We start from the raw sequence: 23,367 nt of genomic DNA on the forward strand, positions 1-23,367 counted from the left end.
AGCATGAAAGAAGCCGTCATCGTTTCCACCGCCCGCACTCCGATCGGCAAGGCCTTTCGCGGTGCGTTCAATGACACAGAAGCGCCGCAACTGGGTGGCCACGTGGTGCGCGAAGCCGTGCGTCGTGCCGGCATCGAGCCGGGTGAAGTGGACGACGTGATCATCGGCGCCGCCGCGCAGCAGGGCACGCAGTCCTATAACCTGGGCCGCCTGTGCGCGATTGCCGGCGGCCTGCCGACTTCCGTCGCCGGGATGGCCGTCGAGCGCCAGTGCTCGTCGGGCCTGATGAGCATCGCCATGGCCGCCAAAGGCATCATGTGCGACGAAATCGACATCGCCGTGGCCGGTGGCCTGGAGTCGATTTCCCTGGTGCAGAACAAGCACAAGAACCTGTATCGCAACCAGTCGGGCTCGGTGATCGAACTGGACCCGCACGCCTATATCCCGATGATCGAAACCGCCGAGATCGTCTCCGCGCGCTATGGTATCTCCCGCGACGAGCAGGACGAATACAGCTACCAGAGCCAGCTGCGTACCGCACAGGCCCAGAGCGCCGGGCGCTTCGACCGCGAGCTCGCGCCGCTGGCCAGCCGTAAGGCACTGTTCGACAAGGCCACCGGCGAAACCAGTTATGAAACCGTCACCTTGCTGCGCGACGAGTGCAACCGCATCGACACCACCCTCCAGAGCCTGAAGGCGCTGGAGCCGGTGTGGCCGGGTGGTCAGTGGAGCGAAAAGGGTCGTTTCATCACCGCCGGCAATGCCTCGCAGTTGTCCGATGGTGCGTCGGCCTCGGTGCTGATGAGCGCGAAAATGGCCGAGAAACGTGGCCTGGAACCGCTGGGGATCTATCGCGGCATGGCTGTCGCCGGTTGCAATTCCGACGAGATGGGCATCGGCCCGGTGTACGCCATACCCAAGCTGCTCAAGCGCCACGGCCTGACCATGGACCACATCGGCCTCTGGGAGTTGAACGAAGCGTTCGCCTGTCAGGTGCTGTACTGCCGCGACACCTTGGGCATTCCGGCCGAGCGCCTGAACGTCAACGGCGGGGCGATCTCCATCGGCCATCCGTTCGGTATGTCCGGTGCGCGGATGGTCGGCCACGCGTTGGTCGAAGGCCAGCGTCGCGGTTTGCGTTACGTGGTGGTGAGCATGTGCATCGGTGGCGGCATGGGCGCTGCTGCTCTGTTCGAGGTGGTCTGAATGATCAGCGCACAACATATCCAGGCGACCATGGCCCGCTACGTGGAGTTGGTGGATGCCAGCGACATCGACGGCATCCTCGCGCTCTACGCCAAGGACGCCACCGTTGAAGACCCGGTCGGCCACGCGCCTTTGCAAGGCATCGACGCCATCGCGCGCTTTTACCGTGAGGGGCTGGGGGCGATGAAAGTCTCCGCAACCCGGACCGGTCCTGTGCGCGCGACGCTCAACGGTTGCGGCGCGATGCCGTTCCGGGTCGACATGGAGTGGGGCGGGCAGCCGTGCTCGCTGCATGTGATCGACGTGATGGAGTTCGACGCTGACGGCAAGATCCGCTCGATGAAAGCCTACTGGAGTGAAGTTAACGTAACCGCGCGAGGTGAAGCATGAATCTGGAACAGCGGATCGCCCGACTGGAAGCGCTGGAGGACATCCGCCAGCTCAAGCATCGCTACCTCAATGCCTGCGACCTCAAGCAGGTCGAGGTGATTGCCGACTGCTTTGCCGAAGGTGAAGTGCTGATCGATTACGGTCCGTTGGGGATCTTTCGCGAGCGCGACAGTTTTGTCGCGCTGTACCGCGAACTGGCCTGCCATGAACGGGTGATCGACCTGCATCACGGCGCCAACCCGGAAATCGAGGTGCTGAATGAGGATCAGGCCCAGGGCCGTTGGGCCCTGTGGTACTTCAACCTGGATGGCGAGAGCGGGGCGACGCGGCAGTTGGGTGGGTTCTATGAGGACCGTTACCAGCGTATCGCCGGCCAATGGAAGATCGTCGCCACCCGTTTTACCGCTCACTCGGAAGTGGCGCGTTCCTGAAGGCGGGTTTCGATCCGGTCGGGGTTCTGTGTCCGACCGGTTTCGTAGAAGGCCTTGAGGTTCTCGGCAATCTGCTGCACGACCTTGTTGAAAGCCTTGGCCAGCAAACCTTCAAACAGCCTGCCGCCGCGCAGGCTGTATCTCATTTGCAGGGTGATGCGGGTCGCGTTGCCTTCGGCTTGCAAGGCATAACTGAAACTCGCTTCGCGAAACGGAAAGGGCGAGTCATTGCCGCCCTTGTGCAACCGCAGCACGAACCCCGTGCCTTCCTGCCATTGCACCACGCTTTCATCCAGATACTGACCGCCCTTGCGCAACACCCGGCGACTGGCGCCGAGGCCTTCCTTAGCGCCTGGATGAAACTGGCAACCGGTCAGGCCCGGTACGTAATACGGAGCGAGGCTCAGGTCGCGCAGTTTGGCCCAGGCGGCTTGTGGTGGGAGATCGAGCAAAACACTGTGGCTGGCGATTGCGGGCATGTCGGAATTCCTCTTGTTATTTGAATGCTTGAAAGATCGCAGCCTCGTTTTCAGGATTGGGCCGCGTCGAGAAACGCCGGGCGTTCGCCCGCGCCATGCACCGCGATGTCCGCGCCGCTGACGTAATGGGCCAGCTTCGAGGCCAGGTACAGGCAGGTGTCGCCAATGTCTTCCGGGGTCGCCAGGCGTTGCAGCGGGATGGTCGCCGCCACCCGGGCAATGCCCGCGTCGTCACCATAATGCATGGCCGCCTGCTCGGTGAGAATCAGCCCGGCGGTGACGGCGTTGACCCGCACCTTCGGCGCCCATTCCACCGCCAGCGAAGTGGTCAGGTTCAGCAGACCGGCCTTGGCCGCGCCATAAGCGGCGGTGCCGGGGGAAGGGCGGGTGGCGCTGACGCTGCAGATGTTGATGATCGCGCCGCCGTCGACCTGGGCCTGCATCACCTGGTTGGCCTGCTGGCACAGGTTCAGTGGCGCAATCAGGTTCAAACGGATGATTGCCTCGCTGAAACGCGGCGAGGCGGTGGCCGCGTCGGCATTCGGCGAACCGCCGGCGTTGTTGACCAACACGTCCAGACGACCGAATCGCTCGACGATTTGCGCGATCAAGCGCCCGGATTGCTCGACATCCCGCAGGTCACAGGGCAGGAACAGCGCCTCGCGCCCGGCGCTGGCCGGCAGGGTTGGCGGGGCTTCGCGACCGCAGATCACCACTTCGGCGCCACAGTCGAGGAAGCGCTGGCTGATGCCGCGCCCGACACCTTTGCCACCGCCGGTGACCAGTACCACTTTGCCGCGAAAGTCCATCGGATCAAGCATGGGAATTCTCTTTTTGTCGCTCGGGAATGCCGTCGATGCTAGGTCCGCAGCCTTGCGCCGGCCAACGTCCAAAGGGACTAGGTAGTCTTGTCGGACGATGTTGCGCACCCGGCCCCTCGGAATAATCCGACTACAACAACAGGCCGGGAGGACACCTTATGGGCGCTTCAGCGCAAGGGCACTTCGTTACGCTGCCGGATGGTTTGCAGCTGCACTACAAAGACATCGGCGGGCAAGACACCGGTAACGGCGAACCGGTGATTTTCATCCATGGCAGCGGGCCGGGCGCCAGCGGTCACAGCAACTTCAAGCAGAACTACCCTGTGTTCGCCGAGGCCGGTTATCGGGTGATCGTCCCGGATTTGCCGGGCTACGGCGCTTCGGACAAACCCGACACCCTCTACACCCTGGACTTCTTTGTCGCAGCGCTGAGCGGTTTGCTCGACGCCCTCGACATCCAGCGCTGCGTGCTGGTCGGCAACTCCCTGGGCGGCGCGATCGCGATCAAACTCGCCCTCGACCAACCGCAGCGTGTCAGCCGTCTGGTGCTGATGGCCCCCGGTGGCCTGATGGAAAAGGAACAGTATTACCTGCAGATGGAAGGCATCCAGAAAATGGGCGCGGCTTTCGCCAAGGGCGAGCTGAATGACGCGGCGGGCATGCGTCGTTTGCTGGCGTTGCAACTGTTCGATGAAAGCCTGATCAGCGATGAAACGGTCAACGAGCGCGTGGCGGTGGTGCAACAGCAACCGGTGTGTGTGCTGTCGACCATGCAGGTACCGAACATGACGTCGCGCCTAGGCGAATTGCAGTGTCCGATCCTCGGTTTTTGGGGCATGAACGACAAGTTCTGCCCGTCCTCCGGTGCCCAGACCATGCTTGAAAACTGCTCCGGCATCCGTTTTGTGATGCTCAGCGAGTGCGGGCATTGGGTCCAGGTCGAGCACCGTGACTTTTTCAACCGCCAGTGCCTGGCGTTTCTTCAGGAGGCCCGCGGATGAGCGTGCAATTGCGCCGTGAGTTCGGCGAAGAGCTTTATCAGGCGCTGCTCAACGGCTCCACCCTGGCGCCGCTGACCGAGCGCTGGCCGTCGATCAGTATCGAAGATGCTTACCACATTTCCCTGTACGCCATTGAGCGGCGGGTGGCGGCCGGTGACCAGATCGTCGGCAAGAAAATCGGTGTGACCTCGGCGGCGGTGCAGCAGATGCTCAACGTGCATCAGCCGGATTTCGGCTTCATCACGCGGCAGATGTCGTTCGATGACGATGCGCAAATTTCCCTGTCCGCCAACAAACTGATCCAGCCCCGTGCCGAAGGCGAGATCGCCTTCAAGCTCAAGCATGACCTGGTCGGCCCCGGCATCACCGAGGCCGACGTGCTGGCCGCCACCGAATACGTGATGCCGTGCTTCGAGATCGTCGACTCACGGATTCACGACTGGCGCATCCGCATCCAGGACACCGTGGCCGACAACGCCTCTTGCGGCGTGTTCGTGCTGGGCGACAGCCAGGTCGACCCGCGCGAGCTGGACCTGCCGAACTTGCGCATGCGTGTGTTCAAGAACGGTGAACCCCTGAGCGAAGGCCTGGGTTCGGCGGTGCAGGGCAACCCGCTGACCGCCGTGGCCTGGCTGGCCAACACCCTGGGCGCCTTCGGCATTCCCTTCAAAGCCGGGGAAATCATCCTGTCCGGCTCGCTGGTGCCGCTGGAACCGGCCCGTGCCGGCGACCGTTTTGAATTGACCATTGATGGCCTGGGCAGTGCCCGGGTGTCTTTCTGCGCCTGACTTTTGGAGTTTGACCCAATGAGCAAAAAACTCAGAGCGGCCATTATCGGCCCGGGCAACATCGGCACCGATCTGCTGATGAAAATGTGCCGATCGGAATGGATCGAGCCGGTGTGGATGGTGGGCGTCGACCCTGAATCCGAGGGCCTGAAACGTGCTCGGGAAATGGGCATCAAAACCACCGCCGGTGGTGTCGACGGCTTGCTGCCTCACGTCCTCGACGATGACATTCGCATTGCCTTCGATGCCACCTCGGCCTACGTGCATGCGGAAAACAGCCGCAAGCTCAACGAGCTGGGTGTGATCATGATCGACCTCACGCCGGCGGCCATCGGCCCGTTCTGCGTGCCGCCGGTCAACCTCAAGGAGCACGCGTCGAGCCTGGCGATGAACGTCAACATGGTCACCTGCGGTGGCCAGGCGACCATCCCGATGGTGGCGGCAGTGTCGCGGGTGCAGCCGGTGAGCTACGGTGAAATCGTGGCCACGGTGTCCTCCGGTTCGGTAGGCCCCGGTACGCGGCAGAACATCGACGAATTCACCCGCACCACCGCCGGGGCGGTGGAGAAGATCGGCGGTGCCCGACGCGGCAAGGCGATCATCGTGATCAACCCGGCCGAGCCGCCGTTGATGATGCGCGACACCATCCACTGCCTGACCGATGACGAGCCGAACCAGGACGCGATCCGCACTTCGGTGCTGGAGATGGTCCGCGAAGTGCAGCGCTATGTGCCCGGCTACAAGCTGATCAACGGGCCGGTGTTCGACGGGCGCAAGGTGTCGATTTTCATCGAGGTCGAAGGCCTCGGCGATTTCCTGCCAAAGTCCGCCGGCAACCTCGACATCATGACCGCCGCCGGATTGCGCACGGCCGAGATGTTCGCCGAAGAAGCCCACAAGGGCACCCTGCAACTGCCTGCCCGTTGAGTGGAGAATCTCTATGAATTTGCAAGGTAAGAGCATCCGTCTGCATGACATGAGCCTGCGCGACGGCATGCACGCCAAACAGCACCAGATCAGTATCGAACAAATGGTCTCGGTGGCCACCGGCCTCGATGCGGCCGGTGTGCCGCTGATCGAAATCACCCACGGCGATGGCCTGGGCGGCGCGTCGCTGAACTACGGCTTTCCGGCCCACAGTGACGAGGAATACTTCGCTGCGGTGATTCCGCAGATGAAACAGGCCAAGGTTTCGGCCCTGTTGTTGCCGGGGATCGGTACCCTCGATCACCTGAAAATGGCCCATGAACACGGTGTGTCGACGATTCGCGTTGCCACTCACTGCACCGAAGCGGACGTGTCCGGCCAGCACATCGGCATGTCGGCGAAGATGGGCCTGGACACCGTCGGCTTCCTGATGATGGCGCATATGGTCAGCCCGGAGAAGCTGCTGGAGCAGGCGCGCCTGATGGAAAGCTACGGCGCCAATTGCATCTACTGCACCGACTCGGCCGGCTACATGCTGCCCGATGAAGTGACGCAAAAGATCGGGGCCCTGCGTGCCGGGCTGAACGCCGGGACCGAGGTCGGTTTCCACGGCCACCACAACATGGGCATGGCCATCGCCAACTCCCTGGCCGCCATCGAGGCCGGCGCTGCACGGATCGACGGCTCGGTTGCGGGCCTTGGCGCGGGGGCGGGCAATACGCCGCTGGAAGTGTTCGTCGCGGTGCTGGAGCGCATGGGCGTCAACAGTGGCGTGGATCTGTACAAGATCATGGACGTGGCCGAAGACCTGGTGGTGCCGATGATGGACCAGCCGATCCGCCTCGACCGCGATGCGCTGACACTCGGTTACGCCGGGGTCTACAGTTCGTTCCTGTTGTTCGCCAAGCGCGCCGAGCAGAAGTACGGCATCGCTGCTCGCGAGTTGCTGGTGGAGCTGGGCCGACGCGGAACCGTGGGTGGTCAGGAAGACATGATCGAAGACCTGGCGCTGACCCTGTCGCGGGCCAGGGGTGTACTGCCTACCTGATTATTGCGGCCACGAAAAAACCACCGGAACCGGTGGTTTTTTTATGGCCGGTGGAAACCGTGCTCAAGGCAGCAGGTTGCGTACCACGGGCGGATAGCAATTGATCGCCGTGCTCGAACAGCTGAAGTAGGCGGTGGTCGGTCGGTAGGCTTCGTTCTTGAACAGCTGGCACAGACTGGTGGAAGCACCCGCACAGAGGATGATGAACAGAGCACAAGTAGATTTGCGCATGATGAGTCTCGACACGGTTTTATTGTTGTAGAGACAGGTTATGGCGGCGGTTCGCCAGTGGCTTCGTCCGAATGGACTAGATGATCGATTTGAAGCAGTCCCGTCGCCTGTGGGAGCGAGCTTGCTCGCGATGGCGGTGTGTCAGGCGAAGCAGATGCTGGATGTGCCGGCCTCATCGCGAGCAGGCTCGCTCCTACAGGTTTTGTGTGGTGTCAGGTGCGTCGGGCGAGGGCGCCCATGGCCATGAACAAGGCCGCAATCGCCCGGGCTTCATGCAGTTCGCCACGGGCCACCAGTTCGGGGATCTGCGCCAGAGGTACGCGCAGGCATTCCAGGGGTTCGGGTTCGTCGCCTTCAAGTTGGCAGGGGCTCAGTTGTTCGGCCAGCACCACCCGGTAGCGATGGCACAGGTGCCCTGGTGCCAGTGTCAGCTCGCCCAGTTCGGTGAGGCGGGCGGCGCGCATGCCGACTTCTTCGCTCAGCTCGCGCTGCGCCGCCTGCAAATAGTCTTCATCGGGCTCGGCGCCGCCTTTGGGCAGGCCGAGAATGGTTTTTTCCACACCGACCGCGTATTCGCGCACCAGCAGTACATGCTCTGGATCGGGCATCGCCACCAGCATCACCGAGCGATAACCGGTGCCGCGCAGGCGTTCGTAGACCCGCTGCTGGCCGTTGCTGAATTGCAGGTGCAGGGCTTCGATCTGAAAGTGGCCGCTTTGTGCCAGCAGTTCAGTCTTGAGGATGGTTGGGCAGTTGCGCATGGGGCAGTCCCCTGTTTGGGATAAAGACACTGTGCGCTGTACAACGGGGGCCGCCATCGTCCGAGCGGACGAGGGCGGCAATGACGGTTAACCGAGGGTCGCCACGCTGCGCAGGATCAGGCGCACCAGCATGGTCTGGCGGGTCACGCCGGTCTTGGAGAAGGTCGAGCGCAGGTGTGCCCGCGAGGTGTTGCGGCTGATGCCCAGCTCTTCCGACGCTTCGTCGAGGGTCAAGCCGTTGGCCAGCAGCATCGCCAGCTGGGTTTCCGCCGGGGTGAAGTCGAACAGCGCGCGAACGATTTCCTGCGGTGCGGTGGACTGTTGTTCCGGGTCGCTGATGAAAATCACCACGGTCGGGCACTGCTTGCCTTCGCTCCAGTCGGTCAAAGGCACCGAGCGTACGATGATCCCCAGGTCCGCTTTCCCGGACGGCCTCTGCACGCGCAGGGCTTCGACCACCGACGGGTTGCTGCTCTTTTGCGACAGCAGCGACTGCTTGACCAGGCGGCGGAACTCCTGGGTGTCCCTGGCCGTACCGACCTGCAGGCCATCGTTGACCAGTTTGATGCCGTCCTTTTCCTGGATCAGCCGGTCGGCGACCTGGTTGGTCTGCAGCACCTTGCCGGACTCGTCGAGGATGATCGTGCCGACCGCCATCTGGTTCACCGCGCCGGCGTACAGGTTGCGCTCGGCTTCGATGCGGTTGAGTTGCATGTGGATCTTGATCGAACGTTCCAGGTGCGCAATGAAATGCGTGAGCATGGCCTTTTCTTCATTGCCGAAAGGCTTGTCGTCACGCCCACGGCTGATGCGAATGCGGCACTGGGCGCCGTCGACGGTGTTGATGTCGGCACCGAGGATGTGGAACACGTCCACCGGTTCAAGGAAGTTCTTGTAGAACTCGGAATTCTGCCAGTCGTCGTTGGAGACAAACTCGGCGAGGGTCACGACCTGGCGGTTGGGCAGATCGACAAATGGATCCAGGCTGAAAAAGTGTTTGTTGTACGACGCGGTCGCCTCGGTCGAGGTGCCGGTGGTGTTGACCATCAGGCCGTCCACGTGGGCGCTGGGCGGACGCAGGATGAAGGTCACGTACTTGCTGTTCAGATGCACATTGAGCTGATTGAGAAAAGTCGCCCAGGGAATGGTTTCCAGCGGCCCCTGATAGAGGTTGCCGATCAAATCACTGAACGTATCGAGGCTGAGGCTCTGCTGCATAGGGAAAAACCGTTTTTATTATTAGCGTTGGCGGTGGCCGAGAATAAGCGCCGGTATCGACTCCTTGCAACGCTTGGGCTCAGGGCCTGACAGGCGGCTGCCGGTCAGGCCCGGGGCGGGCGAAAAGCCGCTGGCGTCAGACCCGTTCGCTGGCGCGCACGACAAACTTCTTGTGTTCGGCAACGTCCGCCGACAGCGCCTCGACGTCGGTGTAGAACTGCTCGTACCAGCGGCGCAACTGGTAGACCGGACCGTCGCCGTCACACAGCAGCGGGTTGTCGACGCGGGTCTTGCTGTGCCAGATGGCCACGTCTTCGTAGAAGGCTGCCTGGGCCTGCGCGACGTAGGCCTTGGCCATCGCCTGGTTCTGCTCTTCGCTGAGCCCCGGGATCTTCTTCACCAGCACGCCATAGCGCAGGGTGAAACTGTCCAGATCGATCGGCACATGGCAGTTGAGCAGGATCGAGTGGATCGGCTGGCCGTTCATGGCGCCGTTCATTTCGGTGATCTGATAGGCCGGGCCGAAGTAGGTGGCTTCGGTGGTCAGCACGCTGTCACCGGACAGGCGCTCACTGCGGGCACACATGATCTGGGTGGCCAGATGGCCCTGGAAAATGTTGATGAACTCTTCGACCGGCGCGCCGTGAACGGTGCCGAAGTGCGCCATATCGGCGATGTTGTCGATCAATTCGCGGCAGTTGGTGCCAATCTGCAGCTCGGCGACTTCCCACGCCGCCCATTCGTCGTTGTAGCAGGCGTCGATGCGTGGAATGCGTTGTTCCGGCAGCGGCGGGTTGCCTTCGGGGTCGTTCCAGACGAACAGCAGCTGGTTTTCTTCCATGATCGGCCAGCTCTTGATCCTGGCCCGTGGCGGGATGCGCTTGGCATAAGGGATGTCATCGCACACGCCATCGGCGCCCCAGCGCCAGGCGTGGAACGGGCAGCGGATCGAGTTGCCTTCGACGCAACCGGTGCTCAGGTCGGCGCCCATGTGCGGGCAGTAGCCATCAAGAATATGCAGATCGCCGTCTTCACCCTGGAACGCCACCAGACGGGTGCCGAACACCTCCAGGCGGTGGGCCTTGCCGTCGCGGTATTGGGCGGCCAGGCCCAGGCAATGCCAGCCACGGGCGTAGCGGTCTTCCAGCAGTTTGGCTTCGATGCGGTGCAGGGTACTCATCTTATTATTCTCCCAAGGGATCACGGGTTTGGCGCATGTAAGGGATTCTGCCGCCCCTGTAAAAGCGGGCATCGTCTGAATGGACGATGGCTGCTTCAAGTAGGCCCGCTCTACTGGCGCCATTGGACCCATGGCAGGAGTTGGCGATGAGTAATGAACAAGGGCCGGTAGCGGTGATTACCGGGGCCGCCAGTGGTATAGGCCGTGGCCTGGCCGAACACGCGGCGACACTGGGCATGCGCCTGGTGCTGGCGGATCGGGATGCAGCGGGCCTGCAAGCCCTGTGCGACGAATTGAACGCCCACGGTGCGCAAGCGATTGCCTGCGTCACCGATGTCGGTGATGTAACGCAGGTCGAGCGCTTGCGTGACCGGGCTGTCGAGCACTTTGGCGGGGTCGACCTGCTGTTCAACAACGCCGGCGTGATGCAAACCGGCTTCAGCTGGGAAATCACCGAGGCGCAATGGCAGCGCATGCTGGACGTCAACCTCAACGGGGTGATCAACGGCATTCGCAGTTTCGTGCCGCTATTGCTCAGCCAGGGCCGGGCCGCCCATGTGATCAACACGGCGTCCCTTGCCGGATTGGTCAGCAGTCCGCTGATGGCACCGTACAACGTGACCAAGCAGGCCGTGGTCGCGCTCTCGGAAACCCTGCATTACGAACTCGCCATGATCGGTGCGCCGGTATCGGTTTCGGTGCTGTGCCCGGGGCCGGTGGCCAGTGAAATCATGGCGTCGAACCAGGTGGTGGACACCGCCGGATCGGATTTCAGCCAACTGCTCGACAGCACCATTCGCCAGGGCATGACCCCGGCGGAGCTGGCCGCGCAAGTGTTCGCCGCCATCGCGCAAAAACGCTTCTGGATCCTGCCTCACAAGGGCTTCAAACCGGCCCTTGAGCGCCGGGTACAAAGCATCCTGGGCGAGACCAATCCGCAGTTTCAAATGGCCGACGTAGAGGACGATGCCCATGCCGCTCGATAAGCAGATCGCTGGGGTTCTCCAGCAGTTTCGCGACATCCCGGAGCCCGATTTCAGCCAGGTCGATGCCGCTCAGTACCGGCAGTTCTCCGACAACCTGCTGCCGGCCATCCCCGGCGAACCGATGAGCGAGGTGCGTGACCTGCGGGTGGCCGGCGCGGCAGGTGAACTGGACGCACGGCTGTACCGGCCATCGGAAGAACCCGACCTGCCGTTGCTGGTGTTTTTCCATGGCGGCGGATTTGTCATGGGCAATCTCGATACCCACGACAATCTCTGCCGCTCGCTGGCCCGTCAGACCGAGGCGGTGGTAGTGTCGGTCGCCTACCGACTGGCCCCGGAACACCCGTTCCCGGCGGCACCCCTCGATTGTTACGCGGCCACCTGCTGGCTGGTCGAGCACGCGACTGAGCTGCGCGTCGATGGCAGCCGGCTGGCCGTGGCCGGGGACAGCGCCGGGGGCAATCTGGCGCTGGCGGTCAGTCAGTTGGCGGCACGACACCAGGGGCCGAAGATCAGTTATCAGTGCCTGTTTTACCCGGTCACCGATGCAGGTTGCGACTCTCAGTCCTTCGAAGACTTCGCCGAGAGCTATCTGCTTTCCGCCGGGATGATGCGCTGGTTCTGGCAGCAGTACCTGCAAGACGTCGGACAGGCGAAGGATCCATTGGCCTCGCCCCTGCGCGCCGAGAGCCTGGCGGGATTGCCGCCAACGACCCTGATTACCGCCGAATATGACCCGTTACGTGATGAGGGTGAGGCAATGGCCGAGTGCTTGCGCGAGGCCGGTGTGCCTGTGCGCGCACAGCGTTGTGACGGCATGATCCACGGCTTTATCAGCATGGCGGCATTTGTCGAAGGGGCGGCACAGGCCTTGTCCGATGCGGCGGCCGACCTGCGCGGGGCACTCAAATGAACGGCCTGGTTTTCAACACGGTGCCGCAACTGATCGAGGCCATCGGCGCCGGTCGGATGGTGGTGATCACCGACGACGAACACAACGGCGAAGGCTCGCTGCTGATGGCCGCCGAACAGGCCGGGGCCGAGGCCGTCACCTTCATGGCGGTGCAGGCGCGCGGGCTGATTTGCCTGGCCCTGACCGAGCAGCGCTGCCGCGCGCTGGGCCTGGACCTGATGGTGCCCAACTCCCGGGCGCAACATGGCGTGGGTTTTACCCGCTCGATCGAAGCCGCCACCGGGGTGTCCACCGGTATCTCGGCGGCGGACCGGGCGCGGTCGATCCAGGTGGCGGTCGACCCGGCCAGCGTTCCGACGGATCTGGTGCAGCCGGGGCATATCTTCCCGGTGCAAGCCTTGCCCGGTGGCGTAATGCAGCGGGCCGGTCATGTCGAGGCCGCTTGCGACCTGACGCGACTGGCGGGGCTGCAACCGGCGGCAACCCTGGTGGGCATTCTCAACGAAGACGGCGAACTGGCCCGTGGTGCCGAGTTGCATGACTTCGCCCAGCGCCATGGCCTGCGGATCGGCACCATTGCCGACCTGATTCACTACCGGATCCTGCATGAAGGCACGATCGAGCGCGGTGGCGAATACCCGTTGCAAACCCGCCACGGCGAGTTCCAGGTGACCACCTATCAGGACACCTACCAGGGCTCGTTGCACCTGGCGCTGGTCAAAGGCCGGATCGACAGCACGCAACCGGCGCTGGTGCGGGTGCAAAGCATCGAGACGTTGCGTGACGTTCTTGGGTGTGAAAATGAAGGCGGGCCGCAGCAGTGGACCCTGGAGCGTTCGCTGGCCAGTATCGCGGCGGCCGGTAGCGGTGTGCTGGTGCTGCTGGCGCAAAAGGAATCCGCCGAGGGCGTGCTTGAACAACTGCGTCAGCGCAGCGGAGGCAAGCACCGGGCGCCACAGTTTCCGCAACGGACCCTGGGCATCGGTGCGCAGATCCTGCGGGACCAGAACGTGCGCAAAATGCGCCTGATGAGTTCACCGGTGCCGTACACCGCCGTGTCCGGGTTTGACCTGGAAGTGACGGAGTTTGTGCCGTTCCAGCCGGTAGTCTGAAGCCAACACCTAAACCTGTGGGAGCGAGCCTGCTCGCGATGGCGGTCGGTTAGTCAACATCAATGTTGAATGTGCCGGCCTCATCGCGAGCAAGCTCGCTCCCACAGTAATTTCGGTTGGTTGCATATTTTGTGTACACCCACGAACCCTGTGGGAGCGAGCTTGCTCGCGATGGCGGAGTGTCGGTCGACATCTATTTTGAATGTGCCGGCCTCATCGCGAGCAAGCTCCCACAATGATTTTTGGATACCCGTAGATGTTGCGTACACCTGCGAGGGCTGCATTGGCTTAAGGCTTGATGCCTCGCAACATCTTCTTCGCCTGGTCCTGCACCGCCTGCGGCGCGGTCATGTTGCCGTCGATCACGGTGATCACCGCGTGGCCTTGCCATAGTTGGTAGGCATCGGCCTTTTGCTGGGTTTGGGTCGGTGTCGAAGGGGCGACCAGGTTGACGTGGACCACGCCGTCGGCGCCGCGCTGTGAGGTGAAGTTCACGCGATCCCAGTTACCGATCGGGGCAAAGCTCACACCTTTGACTTCTTCGGGTTTCAGGGGTGGGTAGTTGAGGTTCAGGCCGCTGACACCCGGCAGGCCGAGCACGTTCAAATCACACTGCTGTTTGTTTTTCGCGCAAGCCTGTCTGGCTTCTGTGCCGGCGAGGCTCGCCTGCTCGATCACCTTCACGGCAAACCGCGCCGTGTCGTCCATCGCACCCAGGGTCTTTAGATAGCCCGCCTGCTGATCGCGAATGATCAGGTCCATGTCGATGCCCGTGGACACCGCCACTGCCGGAATCCCCTTGAACATCGCGCGCACGGCGGCGTTGAGGGTGCCGGACATCTGCGTCAGCGGGCCGACGTTTTCGCCGAAGTTGTTGCCGGACACCACCAGGTCTGGCGGCGAATCCTTGAGGATCACGTCGAGGCCGACGTTAACCGCATCCACCGGCGTGCCGATGGCTGAGGTCTTGCCGGCAGGCGGGGTGTAGCCCTCCGGTGGTCCGACGCAATACCGCCCCGGCGCCAGTTCGGTCACCGCCAGGGCCTGCCCAGGTACGACCACGCTAGCTGCACTGATGCCGCTGCTGTCATTCAACGGGCCGACCAGGGTGACTTTATGCCCGGCAGCGGTCAGGGCGCGGTACATCGCATCGATGCCGGGTGCGCGGCAGCCATCGTCGTTGGTCAGCAGGATGTTCGGGGCGTTGGCTTGCATCGACAGGCCAACGCTGGCCATGGCGATGAGGCCGGTGAGGAGTTTGTTCATGGGGAGTCTTCCGTGGAAGGAGCGGATTTTACAAAGCACAACGCCCCGACCGAATGATTCGGTCGAGGCGCGGCGGGTTTAGCGGGTGCCGAGTTTGCGCAGGTTGCCAGGGGTGAATTCGTCTTCGGTGAAGGCGGTGGCGTTGAGCTTGGCCGGTTTCTGATCGATCAACATGCGGTCAACCAGGTAGGAGCCGGCGATCAGGTCGTGGTAGATCCCGAGGCGAGCGTGGTAGCGCTGCATCTCGTAGGCGTAGATCGAGGTCTGCATGTTGGTGCGCCACAACTGGCCACGGCTGTCGTAGTTGTCGGCCATGGTCGCCGACCAGGTGTCCTCGTCGAGGTACAGCACGCGCTTGGCGTACACGTGGCGGGCGCCTTCCTTGAGGTTGGCCTGCAACACCCAGACACGGTGTTTCTCGTAGCGCATGTACTGCGGATCGACGTGGCCGGTGGTGGCCAGGATCTGGTCGGAGGTCACGCTCGGGTCGTCGATCTTGTAGTTGTGGTACGGAATGTAGATCTCTTTCTTGCCGACGATGGTCCAGTTGTAGCGGTCCGGCGCACCGTTGAACAAACGGTCTTCGTCGTACACACGAAAACCTCCCGCACCGGTCGGCGAGTCGTAACCCACGGTCGGCGCGCGACGTACCCGGCGTTGACCGGGGCTGTACTGCCAGGCCTGACGCGGGGAGGCGGTCGGGTTGATGAACTCGTGACCGACCACGATCTCGCCTTTCTTGCGCACCGGTTCCAGGGTGGTGAGCAGGAAGTGGGTGAATACACCGTTCGCGGCCTCCGGGGTTTTGTCCGGGCTCGACCAGATCGAGAAGATCTTGTAGTTGACCTCTTCCAGTACCTTTTCCTTGTTGGAGTACACCACCGCCTGGCCGTAGTTGGCCTCTTCAGTGCTGGCGCGCCCCTGCAAGGTATGGTTGAACATCAGCTCGCTGCCGTTCTTCGGGATCGGGAACGGCGAGGCACCCCAGGCGTTTTTCGTGTCGTTGTTGTCATTGTCGAGTTCGGCAGTGACGGCGTTTTTCTTGATCAGGTCTTCCAGCTTCTGATCAAGGCGGAAGTCGCGGTGGCTAGGGTACACCGGGATCTTGAACGTGTCCGGGTAACGCTTGAGCAGCGCTTTCTGGCCATCGGTCAGGTTGTCGGCGTACTTGTCCATGTTCTTTGAATCGATCACGAACAGCGGTTTTTCCGCGGCGTACGGATCCGGGTACGGCGTGCCAGGACCGGCGTATTTGAGACCAGGTGGCAGACCGCGCCATTTGCCGGACCAGGCCGGGATGCTGCCGTCGGCGTTGCCGGCTTTTTCGGCGCCCATCGGGGTCAGGTCCTGGCCCAGGCGGGCGGCTTCTTCCGGGCTGACCTTGGCGTAGGCCAGGCCACTGCCGAGCAGGCCAACGGTCAATGCCGTGCTCAATAAGGTTTGGGTGAATCTGGACATGCTGTGCTCCTCCGACAGGGGAATCAGAACCGGTACTTGAAGTTGAGCGCGACGTTGTCGCGGTCGGCCAACGGGCTGTTGTTGGCGTTACCGAGGTAGGCGTTGTAGCGGGCCTCGACGGTGAAGTTGCCCAGGTAGCGCCACGAACTGCCGATGCTGGCGCGGTTATCGTTCTGGCCGGCGTTGATCGAGCCGACCATCGAGCTGTCGCCATGAGCGGCGGCGCTGAAGGTGACAGGCACCGACATGTCCCATCCGCTGAACACGTCGTTGTAGTCAAAGTTCGCCTGCACCGTGTAGCCCCAGGCATCGCGGTCATAAACCAGGCTGTCGGTTCCCGGCAGCGTGAAGCCCGGCGCCAGGGTCACCGGCTGCGACTTGTCGTTGCTGACCACGGTGTTGTAGACCACCTCGCCGGTCAGGGAGGTGTTGTCGGCGAAGGAGGTCGGGCCGAGCACGTAGATCATCGACGTTTGCGCTTGCACGGTCTTGCCACGCACGGGGCTGGAGAAACCGTTGTCGACCATCACCGGCGTGCCGTCGCGGTAGCTGACTTCACCGGCCCAACTGACGTCGCCCAGCACGGTGGCGAAGCTCGCGCCGAACAGGTCGATGTTGTCGAAGTAGCGCACCTGGTAGCGGCCCAGGTTCGACGCGAAATCCAGCGACGGCGTCTTGTCGTGATAGCGCGAGTAGAAGAGGCCGAACTCGGTGTTGTTCAACGACTCGGCGGCGTAGGTGAAGGCCACACCGTACTGGCCGCTGTCGCTCGGCTTGTCGTCCTTCATGCGGGTGACGAAACCGGAGGCGTCGTTGAAGCCGCCCTCGTCGATGAAGTCGGTGGTGGAGAAGTAGCTACCCACGCCGAACAGCTCGGTCTTTTCCCACTTGTATTGGTAGTAGGCCTGGATGCCCAGGCTTTCGGTCAGGGCGAACTGGGTGAACAGTTGGCCGACCGGCAGCAGGATTTCCTTGACCTCGACGCCCGGGGTGGTCGCCTTGGTTGCGTCCACCGGGCTCTGGGCCGCGGAAATACCCGGGTAGAACAGACTTTCACCCCAGCTCACCACCTGGTTACCCAGGCGCGCGTTGAAGGCATGGCCGCTCAGGTCCCAGGTGCCATAGGCGTAGTAATCGAGCATGCGCAGTTCATTGCGGTGCTGGTCGATGGTGTCCTGGGAGAAGCGGTCAGGCTTGCTGCAATGGCCGCCGGCGAAGCAGTTGGAAGTGCCGGTGGTGTTGTCGTTGTCCTGATCGTAGACGTTGTCGTAGAAGCCCGTCGCCCGGACGAACACGCCGTAGTCGTCTTGCCACTTGATGTTGGCTTCGGTGAGAAAGCCGCTGCGGTTGTTGATCAGGCTGCCTTTGTCGAACGCGTTGTCGCCGTCGTTGCCGTTGGCATTGGCGGTCAGTTTGTGATCGCGAGACTCGGTCCGCCAGGCGAGGCTGTACGTCAGTGTGGTGTCCCAGTCGATGCTCAAGTCTTCGCTTGGCTGAAAGCTCATGGCGTTAACGTGAGCGCTAAGTCCGCCCGCCAGCAACAGCCAAGCCAGTTGAACGCGAGGGTGCTGTGTTGGTGGGGCGATTATTGTTTTTATCATGTCGTCCTCATGGCCCAGGTCAGACCTGCCCGACCTGCATTTCAGGGGGGTGATTGGTGCTGTGGGCGACTATGGAGTCACGACTTGCGCGCAACATCGTCCAAGCGGACTAAGCGATTTGTACGGGGTGGCGGCAGGCCTGGCCTTAGTCTTATCGGACGATGAACACCCGGCGCGCGCGGCGAACAATCCCGAGACCGACTGCACCGGGCGAAGATCCGGCGGTGGCGGTTTCTGCCTGATGGGCGCTGAACAAGGGTGATCGCATGAACGCTGCCGGGATCAAATGGGACGAGTGCTGTGATGTGTTGGTGATTGGCTCTGGAGCCGGGGGCATGACCGCTGTGCTGCGCGCCCACGACCTGGGCCTCAATGCGCTGCTGATCGAAAAGAGTGGCGAGTACGGCGGCACCTCGGCGGTGTCCGGCGGCGGCATCTGGATCCCCAACAACCACCGGATCAACGCGATCGGCGGCAGTGACTCGGCGGCCGAAGCGATTGCCTACATCCGCGCGGTGACCCACGGCGAGATCGACGACGGGCGCATCGAAGCCTATGTCGAACATGGCCGGGAGATGGTCGAGTACCTGGAACAACACACCCGCGTGCGCTTCGAAGCGCAACCACGCTACGCCGATTACTACCCGGAGGTCGAGGGCGGAAAACCGGGCTATCGCTCGATGGATCCGCAACCGTTCGATGCCGCCGAACTCGGCGAAGAATTTTTGCGCATGCGCGCTCCGTCCCCCGGCACCCTGATGATGGGGCGCATGGCGATGACCATGAAAGAGGCGCAGGTGCTGCTGTGCCGTGGCCCCGGCTGGTTGCGCCTGACCCTGCGGGTGATGTGGCGCTACTGGCGTGATCGCGAAGGGCGACGCTTGTCCCGCCGCGACCGTTTCCTGACCCTGGGCAATGCCTTGATCGGTGCCTTGCGCTGTTCGTTGCAGGATCGCGGCAAGTCGCTGTGGCTCAACTGTGCGCTGGAAGAACTGCTGCTGGTCGGCGACCGGGTCGGCGGGGCGCGAGTCAATCGCAACGGTCAGTTGCTCAACGTCAAGGCGCGCTACGGGGTGATCATCGCCGCCGGTGGTTTCGAGCGTAACCAGGCGATGCGTGAGCAGTATTTGCCGCAGCCGTCCAAAGCGGATTGGAGCGCCACACCGCCGAACAATACCGGCGACGGCATCCGCGCTGGCCAGGCCATTGGTGCGCGGACCGCGTTGATGGATCACAGCTGGTGGGCGCCGACCACTTACGTCAAGGGCGAAGAAAAACAGCGTGCGCTGTTCGTTGAACGCACCCTGCCGGGGTGCGTGATGGTCAATGCGGCGGGTGAGCGTTTCGTCAACGAAGCCGCGCCCTATACCGATATCGTTTACGCGATGTACGCCAACAACCGCGAAGGCGCCGCGAGCGTGCCGTGCTGGATGGTGTTCGACGCCGAGTTCCGCCGCAAATACCCGTGCGGCGCCTTGCTGCCGGGCTATGCCCAGCGTGATTGGCAATTGCCCGAGCATTTGCGTGATTACTTCCACAAGGCGTCGAGTCTTGAAGAGCTGGCGACGAAAATCGGTGTCGACGCTGGCGGGCTGGTGCGCACCGTGCAGCGCTTCAACGGCATGGCCGTGCAGGGTGTCGACGAGGATTTCCACAAGGGCGAATCGCTGTTCGACCGCTACTACGGCGACCCGAACGTGCAACCCAATCCGTGCCTGGCGCCGCTGCTCAAGGGGCCGTTCTACGCCGTGCGCATCGACGCCGGCGACATCGGCACCAAGGGTGGCCTGCTGACCGACGTGCATGCCCGCGTGTTGCACGAAGACGGTGAACCGATCAACGGCCTGTACGCCATCGGCAACAGCGCCGCCTCGATGATGGGCCGCACCTATCCGGGCGCCGGTTCGACCATCGGCCCGGCCATGACCTTCGGTTACCTGGCGGCCAATCACATCAAGCGCCAGAGCGAAACCGCTTCGGCGAAAACCTTGTTCGGGAGTGTCGAATGAACAACCAGCATCCGCAGATCGCCGTAGTGACCGGTGCCAGTCGCGGAGTCGGGCAGGGCATTGCCCTGGCCCTCGGGGCGGCGGGAATGACGGTGTATGTCACCGGTCGTGCCCCGGCGCAGGGCGGATCGAGCTTGTACGGGCATGCCTTGCGCGGCTCGCTGGAGGACACCGCCGCTGCGATCACCGCTGCTGGTGGGCGCGGTATCGCGGTGGTCTGTGATCACGCCGATGACGCGCAGGTTCAGGCGCTGTTTAGCCGTGTGGAAGAAGAGTGTGGGCATCTGGATCTGCTGGTGAACAACGCCGCGTTCATCCATGACCAGTTGATCGAGCCGGGGCCGTTCTGGGCTAAACCGCTGGACCTGGTGCGCATTCTCGACGTCGGTCTGCGCTCGGCCTACATCGCCAGCTTCTACGCCGCGCCGCTGTTGCTGAAAAGTGCCCAGGGGCTGATCTGCTTTACCTCGTCGTTCGGTGCCGGCTGCTACATGCATGGTCCGGCGTACGGCGCGCAAAAAGCCGGTGTCGACAAGCTGGCGGCGGACATGGCGATCGATTTCGAGGAGCAGGGCGTGGCGGCGTTGTCGCTTTGGCTCGGCCCGCAACTGACCGAACGCACGAAGATTGCCGGCGAGCAGCATGGCGAGCAGTACCAGGCGTTCCTGGCCCACGCCGAAACCCCGCAATTCAACGGGCGGGTGATTCATGCCTTGCTCAATGATCCGCAGCTGATGGCGTTGTCCGGGCAGACCCTGATCACCGCCGAAATCGCTCCTGGTTACGGCATCAGCGAAGCCGAAGGCCGCCAGCCGCCATCCCATCGTGCCATGCTCGGCGACCCGCGCCAGCAGCATCCGGCGCGGGTGGTCTGATCCGTCCAGACATACACAAAAACCTGTAGGAGCGAGCCTGCTCGCGATGGTCTATCAGTTGCATTGATGTCGACTGACACACCATCGCGAGCAGGCTCGCTCCTACAAGGATTGCGTTTAGTCGGCGGGCTGCAATGCCCACTCGCGCAACACATTCTTGGTCACTTTGCCCGCGGCATTGATCGGCATCTTCTGCAGCACCTGCACCCGGCGCGGCACCTTGTAGTTGGCCATCTGCTCACGGCACCAGGCGAGGAACCGTGCCTGTTCGATTTCCATACCCGGCGCTGGCAACAGGAACGCCATCGCCACTTCACCCATGCGCTCATCGGGAATGCCGATCACCGCCGCCTGAGCCACACCCGGATAGGTCAGCAAGCACTGTTCGATCTCCGCCGGGTACACATTGAAGCCGCCGGTGATGAACATGTCCTTGAGGCGGTCGGTGATGCGCAGGTAACCCTGTTCGTCGAGCATGCCGATGTCGCCGGTGTGCAGCCAGCCGTCGGCGTCGAGAATCTCCTGGCTGGCTTCGGGGTTGTTGAGGTAACCCTGCATCAGGTTGTAGCCGCGAATCTGCACTTCACCGGGAATGTTCGCCGGCTGGCTGCGGCCGCTGTTGCCGACACAACGTACTTCTACCCCCGGCATCGCCCGGCCGCTGGTGTTGGCGACCAGCTCCGCAGAGTCGCCGGCGCGGCAGATCGTGGCGAAACCGCAGACCTCCGTCAGGCCATAGGCGGTGACGATGGTGGCGAAGCCCAGTTCGTCGCGCATGCGGTGGATCATCTCCACCGGGATCGCCGCCGCCCCGGTCACCGCCACGCGCAGGGAGCTCAGGTCGAACTCACTGCGTTGCGGATGGGCAAGCAACGATTGATACAGCGTCGGCGGCCCTGGCAGCACGGTGATGCGTTCGCGCTGCACGCATTCAAGCACAGCCTGCACGTCGAACACTTGCTGGGGCAGGAGGGTGCAGCCACGCATCAAGGCGGCCAGCCAGCCGGCCTTGTAGCCGAAGGAGTGGAAGAAGGGGTTGACGATCAGGTAGCGATCGCTCTCGCGCAAGCCAACGATATCGCTCCAGTCCCGCACGATTCGCAGGTTCTGGCCGTGGCTGGTCATCACGCCTTTGGGCTTGCCGGTGGTGCCCGAAGTAAACAGCACGTCGGACAAGGCCTGCGGGCCAACGCTCTGTTCGCGGGTGCGCAGGGCCAGGTGCGGCACGTCGACCCCCAGGTCCATGAACCGATCCCACGCCAGGGTGCCCGCATTGGCGCCGCGCACGCTGACGATGTGGCGCAGGGCAGGCAGGTCTTCGGACGCCAGCATGCCGGGATAGTCCGCACCAAGAAACTCACCGATGGCAAACAACACGCAGGTGCCGCTCTCGCGCAGGATGTAGCCGGCCTCGCTGCCCTTCATCCGGGTATTGAGCGGCACCAGGGCGGCGCCGACACTTTGCAGGGCACCGGCGGCGACAATCCACTCCCACACATTGGGCGCCCAGATCGCCACGCGGTCCCCGACCTGTACGTCGAGGGCCAGCAGTGCGCGGGCAGCCTGGCGGCGCAGTTGGTCCAGTTGTCGGTAGCTGATGACGTGGCCCGCGTCCTCGATGGCCGGGCGGTCGCCGTAGGCCTGGGCAGCGTTGGCGAACAGTTGAGCGATGGTCAGTGCGGTGGCGACAGGCGGCATGGGGCCTCCCCGGTTAGAAGACAGTTGCGAAAAAGGGAGTAGGCCGGGCAGGGCGCCCGGCCGGATAACGAATTACTGGGCGGGCGGGGCGAAACGGCGACCGGCGGAGAAACCACCGTCCACGGCGATCATCTGGCCGCTGACAAAGGACGCTTCGTCCGAGGCCAGGAACAGAGCGACGTTGGCCACTTCCTCCGGTTGCCCGGAGCGGCTGAGCATGTGCTGCGAGGCGAAGAAGGCGTGGAACGCGTCATTGTCACGGACCATGCTGGTCATCGGCGTTTCGATCAGGCCCGGGCACAGGCCGTTGACGCGAACGTTGGCGTAGCCGTAGTCGATGGCCATCGAGCGGGTCAGCTGGTTGATGCCACCCTTGGACACGTTGTAGGCCACGTTGCCGTCGCAGCCTTGCAGGCCGAAGATCGAACCGACGTTGATGATCGAGCCATTGCGTTGTTCAACCATCGACGCCAGCGCGTATTTGCTGGTGAGCATGCTGCCGGTCAGGTTGATGTCCATCACCCGTTGCCAGTTGGCGGTGGTGGTCTGGGTCACGCTGCCCTGGTCGGCGACTCCGGCGGCGTTGACCAGCACGTCGATGCGCCCGAGGCGACTGATGACTTCTTGCATGACTTGCTGCACCTGCGCTTCGTCCCGCACGTCCAGGGTCATGAACAGGCCGGGAAAGTCTGCCGGTGCACTGCCGATGTCCAGCCCGACCACTTGCGCGCCTTCTTCAGCGAAACGGCGCACGCAGGCCAGACCGATACCCGAAGCGCCGCCGGTGACCACCGCAACCTTATTCTGCAAACGAGCCATAACTGCACCTCTTTATTGTTGTGGGCTAATGCTGTGGCCGAGTCTAACCGCAGACCGGACCCGAGTGATCGTCCGTTGAGACTAAGGCGAAATGTTGGTCGGTCAGAAGCAACCTGTGGCGAGGGGGCAAGCCCCCTCGCCACAGGTAC

The 23,367-nt window shown here is 62.9% G+C and carries 23 protein-coding genes; 12 read left to right on the forward strand and 11 right to left on the reverse strand.

The features are described 5' to 3' along the window. Nucleotides 1-3 precede the first annotated feature (3 nt). Genes AABM52_RS09905 through AABM52_RS09915 form a run of 3 tightly spaced genes read left to right on the forward strand, consistent with a single transcriptional unit; the run spans nt 4 to nt 2,027 of the window. Nucleotides 4-1,206 carry an acetyl-CoA C-acyltransferase gene (locus AABM52_RS09905; protein ID WP_347911578.1) on the forward strand — a complete coding sequence of 401 codons (1,203 nt, stop codon included), beginning with the start codon at nt 4-6 and terminating at the stop codon, nt 1,204-1,206. Next, nucleotides 1,207-1,596, forward strand: a complete 390-nt coding sequence (locus tag AABM52_RS09910) for a steroid Delta-isomerase (protein ID WP_347911579.1) — start codon at nt 1,207-1,209, stop codon at nt 1,594-1,596. Beyond that, entirely contained in the window at nt 1,593-2,027 is a 435-nt protein-coding gene (locus AABM52_RS09915) for a nuclear transport factor 2 family protein (protein ID WP_347911580.1), read from the forward strand. Before AABM52_RS09910 ends, AABM52_RS09915 begins: the two co-directional genes overlap by 4 nt. Here the strand turns inward: AABM52_RS09915 and AABM52_RS09920 are convergent. Beyond that, a complete protein-coding gene (locus AABM52_RS09920; protein WP_347911581.1) occupies nt 2,003-2,506 on the reverse strand; it encodes an SRPBCC family protein in 504 nt (167 codons plus the stop codon). The two genes, AABM52_RS09915 and AABM52_RS09920, sit on opposite strands and share 25 nt — an antisense overlap. 50 nt (nt 2,507-2,556) lie before the next feature. Next, nucleotides 2,557-3,327, reverse strand: coding sequence for an SDR family oxidoreductase (locus AABM52_RS09925; RefSeq protein WP_347911583.1), 771 nt, complete (start codon nt 3,325-3,327; stop codon nt 2,557-2,559). 158 nt (nt 3,328-3,485) lie between these two features. Between AABM52_RS09925 and AABM52_RS09930 the strand changes: the two genes are divergently transcribed. From AABM52_RS09930 to dmpG, 4 genes are read left to right on the forward strand one after another with little or no spacing between them, the layout of a single operon-like run. After that, the gene (locus tag AABM52_RS09930; RefSeq protein WP_046042762.1) at nt 3,486-4,328 is read left to right on the forward strand and encodes an alpha/beta fold hydrolase; all 843 of its coding nucleotides are present in this window, start codon (nt 3,486-3,488) and stop codon (nt 4,326-4,328) included. Further along, nucleotides 4,325-5,116 carry a fumarylacetoacetate hydrolase family protein gene (locus tag AABM52_RS09935; RefSeq protein WP_347911585.1) on the forward strand — a complete coding sequence of 264 codons (792 nt, stop codon included), beginning with the start codon at nt 4,325-4,327 and terminating at the stop codon, nt 5,114-5,116. The genes AABM52_RS09930 and AABM52_RS09935 overlap by 4 nt, the downstream gene beginning before the upstream one ends. Before the next feature lie 18 nt (nt 5,117-5,134). Further along, the gene (locus AABM52_RS09940; protein WP_046042760.1) at nt 5,135-6,043 is read left to right on the forward strand and encodes an acetaldehyde dehydrogenase (acetylating); all 909 of its coding nucleotides are present in this window, start codon (nt 5,135-5,137) and stop codon (nt 6,041-6,043) included. A gap of 13 nt (nt 6,044-6,056) precedes the next feature. Further along, nucleotides 6,057-7,091, forward strand: a complete 1,035-nt coding sequence (dmpG, locus tag AABM52_RS09945; RefSeq protein ID WP_347911586.1) for a 4-hydroxy-2-oxovalerate aldolase — start codon at nt 6,057-6,059, stop codon at nt 7,089-7,091. A 63-nt stretch (nt 7,092-7,154) separates the two neighbouring features. On the opposite strand, the gene AABM52_RS09950 is transcribed toward dmpG, so the two are convergent. The 4 genes from AABM52_RS09950 to AABM52_RS09965 all read right to left on the reverse strand — a co-directional run bounded on the left by AABM52_RS09950 (nt 7,155) and on the right by AABM52_RS09965 (nt 10,481). Further along, nucleotides 7,155-7,322: a hypothetical protein gene (locus tag AABM52_RS09950; RefSeq protein WP_177336459.1), complete on the reverse strand. Its 168-nt coding sequence runs from the start codon at nt 7,320-7,322 to the stop codon at nt 7,155-7,157. A gap of 212 nt (nt 7,323-7,534) precedes the next feature. After that, the gene (gene nudE / locus AABM52_RS09955; RefSeq protein WP_347911587.1) at nt 7,535-8,083 is read right to left on the reverse strand and encodes an ADP compounds hydrolase NudE; all 549 of its coding nucleotides are present in this window, start codon (nt 8,081-8,083) and stop codon (nt 7,535-7,537) included. Nucleotides 8,084-8,170: 87 nt separating this feature from the next. Beyond that, complete coding sequence (locus AABM52_RS09960) at nt 8,171-9,301, reverse strand: helix-turn-helix transcriptional regulator (protein ID WP_008048786.1); 1,131 nt, start codon at nt 9,299-9,301, stop codon at nt 8,171-8,173. 136 nt (nt 9,302-9,437) lie between these two features. Next, complete coding sequence (locus AABM52_RS09965; protein WP_347911588.1) at nt 9,438-10,481, reverse strand: Rieske 2Fe-2S domain-containing protein; 1,044 nt, start codon at nt 10,479-10,481, stop codon at nt 9,438-9,440. 146 nt (nt 10,482-10,627) lie between these two features. Between AABM52_RS09965 and AABM52_RS09970 the strand changes: the two genes are divergently transcribed. Genes AABM52_RS09970 through AABM52_RS09980 form a run of 3 tightly spaced genes read left to right on the forward strand, consistent with a single transcriptional unit; the run spans nt 10,628 to nt 13,492 of the window. Further along, entirely contained in the window at nt 10,628-11,467 is an 840-nt protein-coding gene (locus tag AABM52_RS09970) for an SDR family NAD(P)-dependent oxidoreductase (RefSeq protein ID WP_347911590.1), read from the forward strand. Next, nucleotides 11,454-12,380, forward strand: coding sequence for an alpha/beta hydrolase (locus AABM52_RS09975; protein WP_347911592.1), 927 nt, complete (start codon nt 11,454-11,456; stop codon nt 12,378-12,380). The genes AABM52_RS09970 and AABM52_RS09975 overlap by 14 nt, the downstream gene beginning before the upstream one ends. Next, nucleotides 12,377-13,492: a 3,4-dihydroxy-2-butanone-4-phosphate synthase gene (locus AABM52_RS09980; RefSeq protein ID WP_347911593.1), complete on the forward strand. Its 1,116-nt coding sequence runs from the start codon at nt 12,377-12,379 to the stop codon at nt 13,490-13,492. The genes AABM52_RS09975 and AABM52_RS09980 overlap by 4 nt, the downstream gene beginning before the upstream one ends. 288 nt (nt 13,493-13,780) lie before the next feature. On the opposite strand, the gene surE is transcribed toward AABM52_RS09980, so the two are convergent. The 3 genes from surE to AABM52_RS09995 form a co-directional block, all read right to left on the reverse strand. After that, nucleotides 13,781-14,758: a 5'/3'-nucleotidase SurE gene (surE, locus tag AABM52_RS09985; RefSeq protein ID WP_347911594.1), complete on the reverse strand. Its 978-nt coding sequence runs from the start codon at nt 14,756-14,758 to the stop codon at nt 13,781-13,783. Between the two features lie 78 nt (nt 14,759-14,836). Beyond that, a complete protein-coding gene (locus AABM52_RS09990) occupies nt 14,837-16,216 on the reverse strand; it encodes a DUF1329 domain-containing protein (RefSeq protein ID WP_347911595.1) in 1,380 nt (459 codons plus the stop codon). Between the two features lie 23 nt (nt 16,217-16,239). Beyond that, nucleotides 16,240-17,817, reverse strand: coding sequence for a DUF1302 family protein (locus AABM52_RS09995; protein ID WP_347911596.1), 1,578 nt, complete (start codon nt 17,815-17,817; stop codon nt 16,240-16,242). A gap of 266 nt (nt 17,818-18,083) precedes the next feature. Here AABM52_RS09995 and AABM52_RS10000 point away from each other — a divergent pair, with 266 nt between their 5' ends. Both AABM52_RS10000 and AABM52_RS10005 read left to right on the forward strand, forming a co-directional pair. Continuing rightward, nucleotides 18,084-19,826, forward strand: a complete 1,743-nt coding sequence (locus AABM52_RS10000) for an FAD-binding protein (RefSeq protein WP_347911597.1) — start codon at nt 18,084-18,086, stop codon at nt 19,824-19,826. After that, a complete protein-coding gene (locus tag AABM52_RS10005; protein ID WP_347911598.1) occupies nt 19,823-20,701 on the forward strand; it encodes an SDR family NAD(P)-dependent oxidoreductase in 879 nt (292 codons plus the stop codon). Before AABM52_RS10000 ends, AABM52_RS10005 begins: the two co-directional genes overlap by 4 nt. A 117-nt stretch (nt 20,702-20,818) precedes the next feature. Here the strand turns inward: AABM52_RS10005 and AABM52_RS10010 are convergent, their stop codons facing one another. After that, nucleotides 20,819-22,399, reverse strand: coding sequence for a FadD3 family acyl-CoA ligase (locus tag AABM52_RS10010; protein WP_347911599.1), 1,581 nt, complete (start codon nt 22,397-22,399; stop codon nt 20,819-20,821). A gap of 72 nt (nt 22,400-22,471) precedes the next feature. Next, nucleotides 22,472-23,218: an SDR family oxidoreductase gene (locus AABM52_RS10015; RefSeq protein ID WP_347911600.1), complete on the reverse strand. Its 747-nt coding sequence runs from the start codon at nt 23,216-23,218 to the stop codon at nt 22,472-22,474. Between the last annotated feature and the right edge of the window lie 149 nt (nt 23,219-23,367).

The sequence above is a fragment of the Pseudomonas grandcourensis genome, assembly GCF_039909015.1.
GTDB classification, from domain to species: Bacteria; Pseudomonadota; Gammaproteobacteria; order Pseudomonadales; family Pseudomonadaceae; genus Aquipseudomonas; species Aquipseudomonas grandcourensis.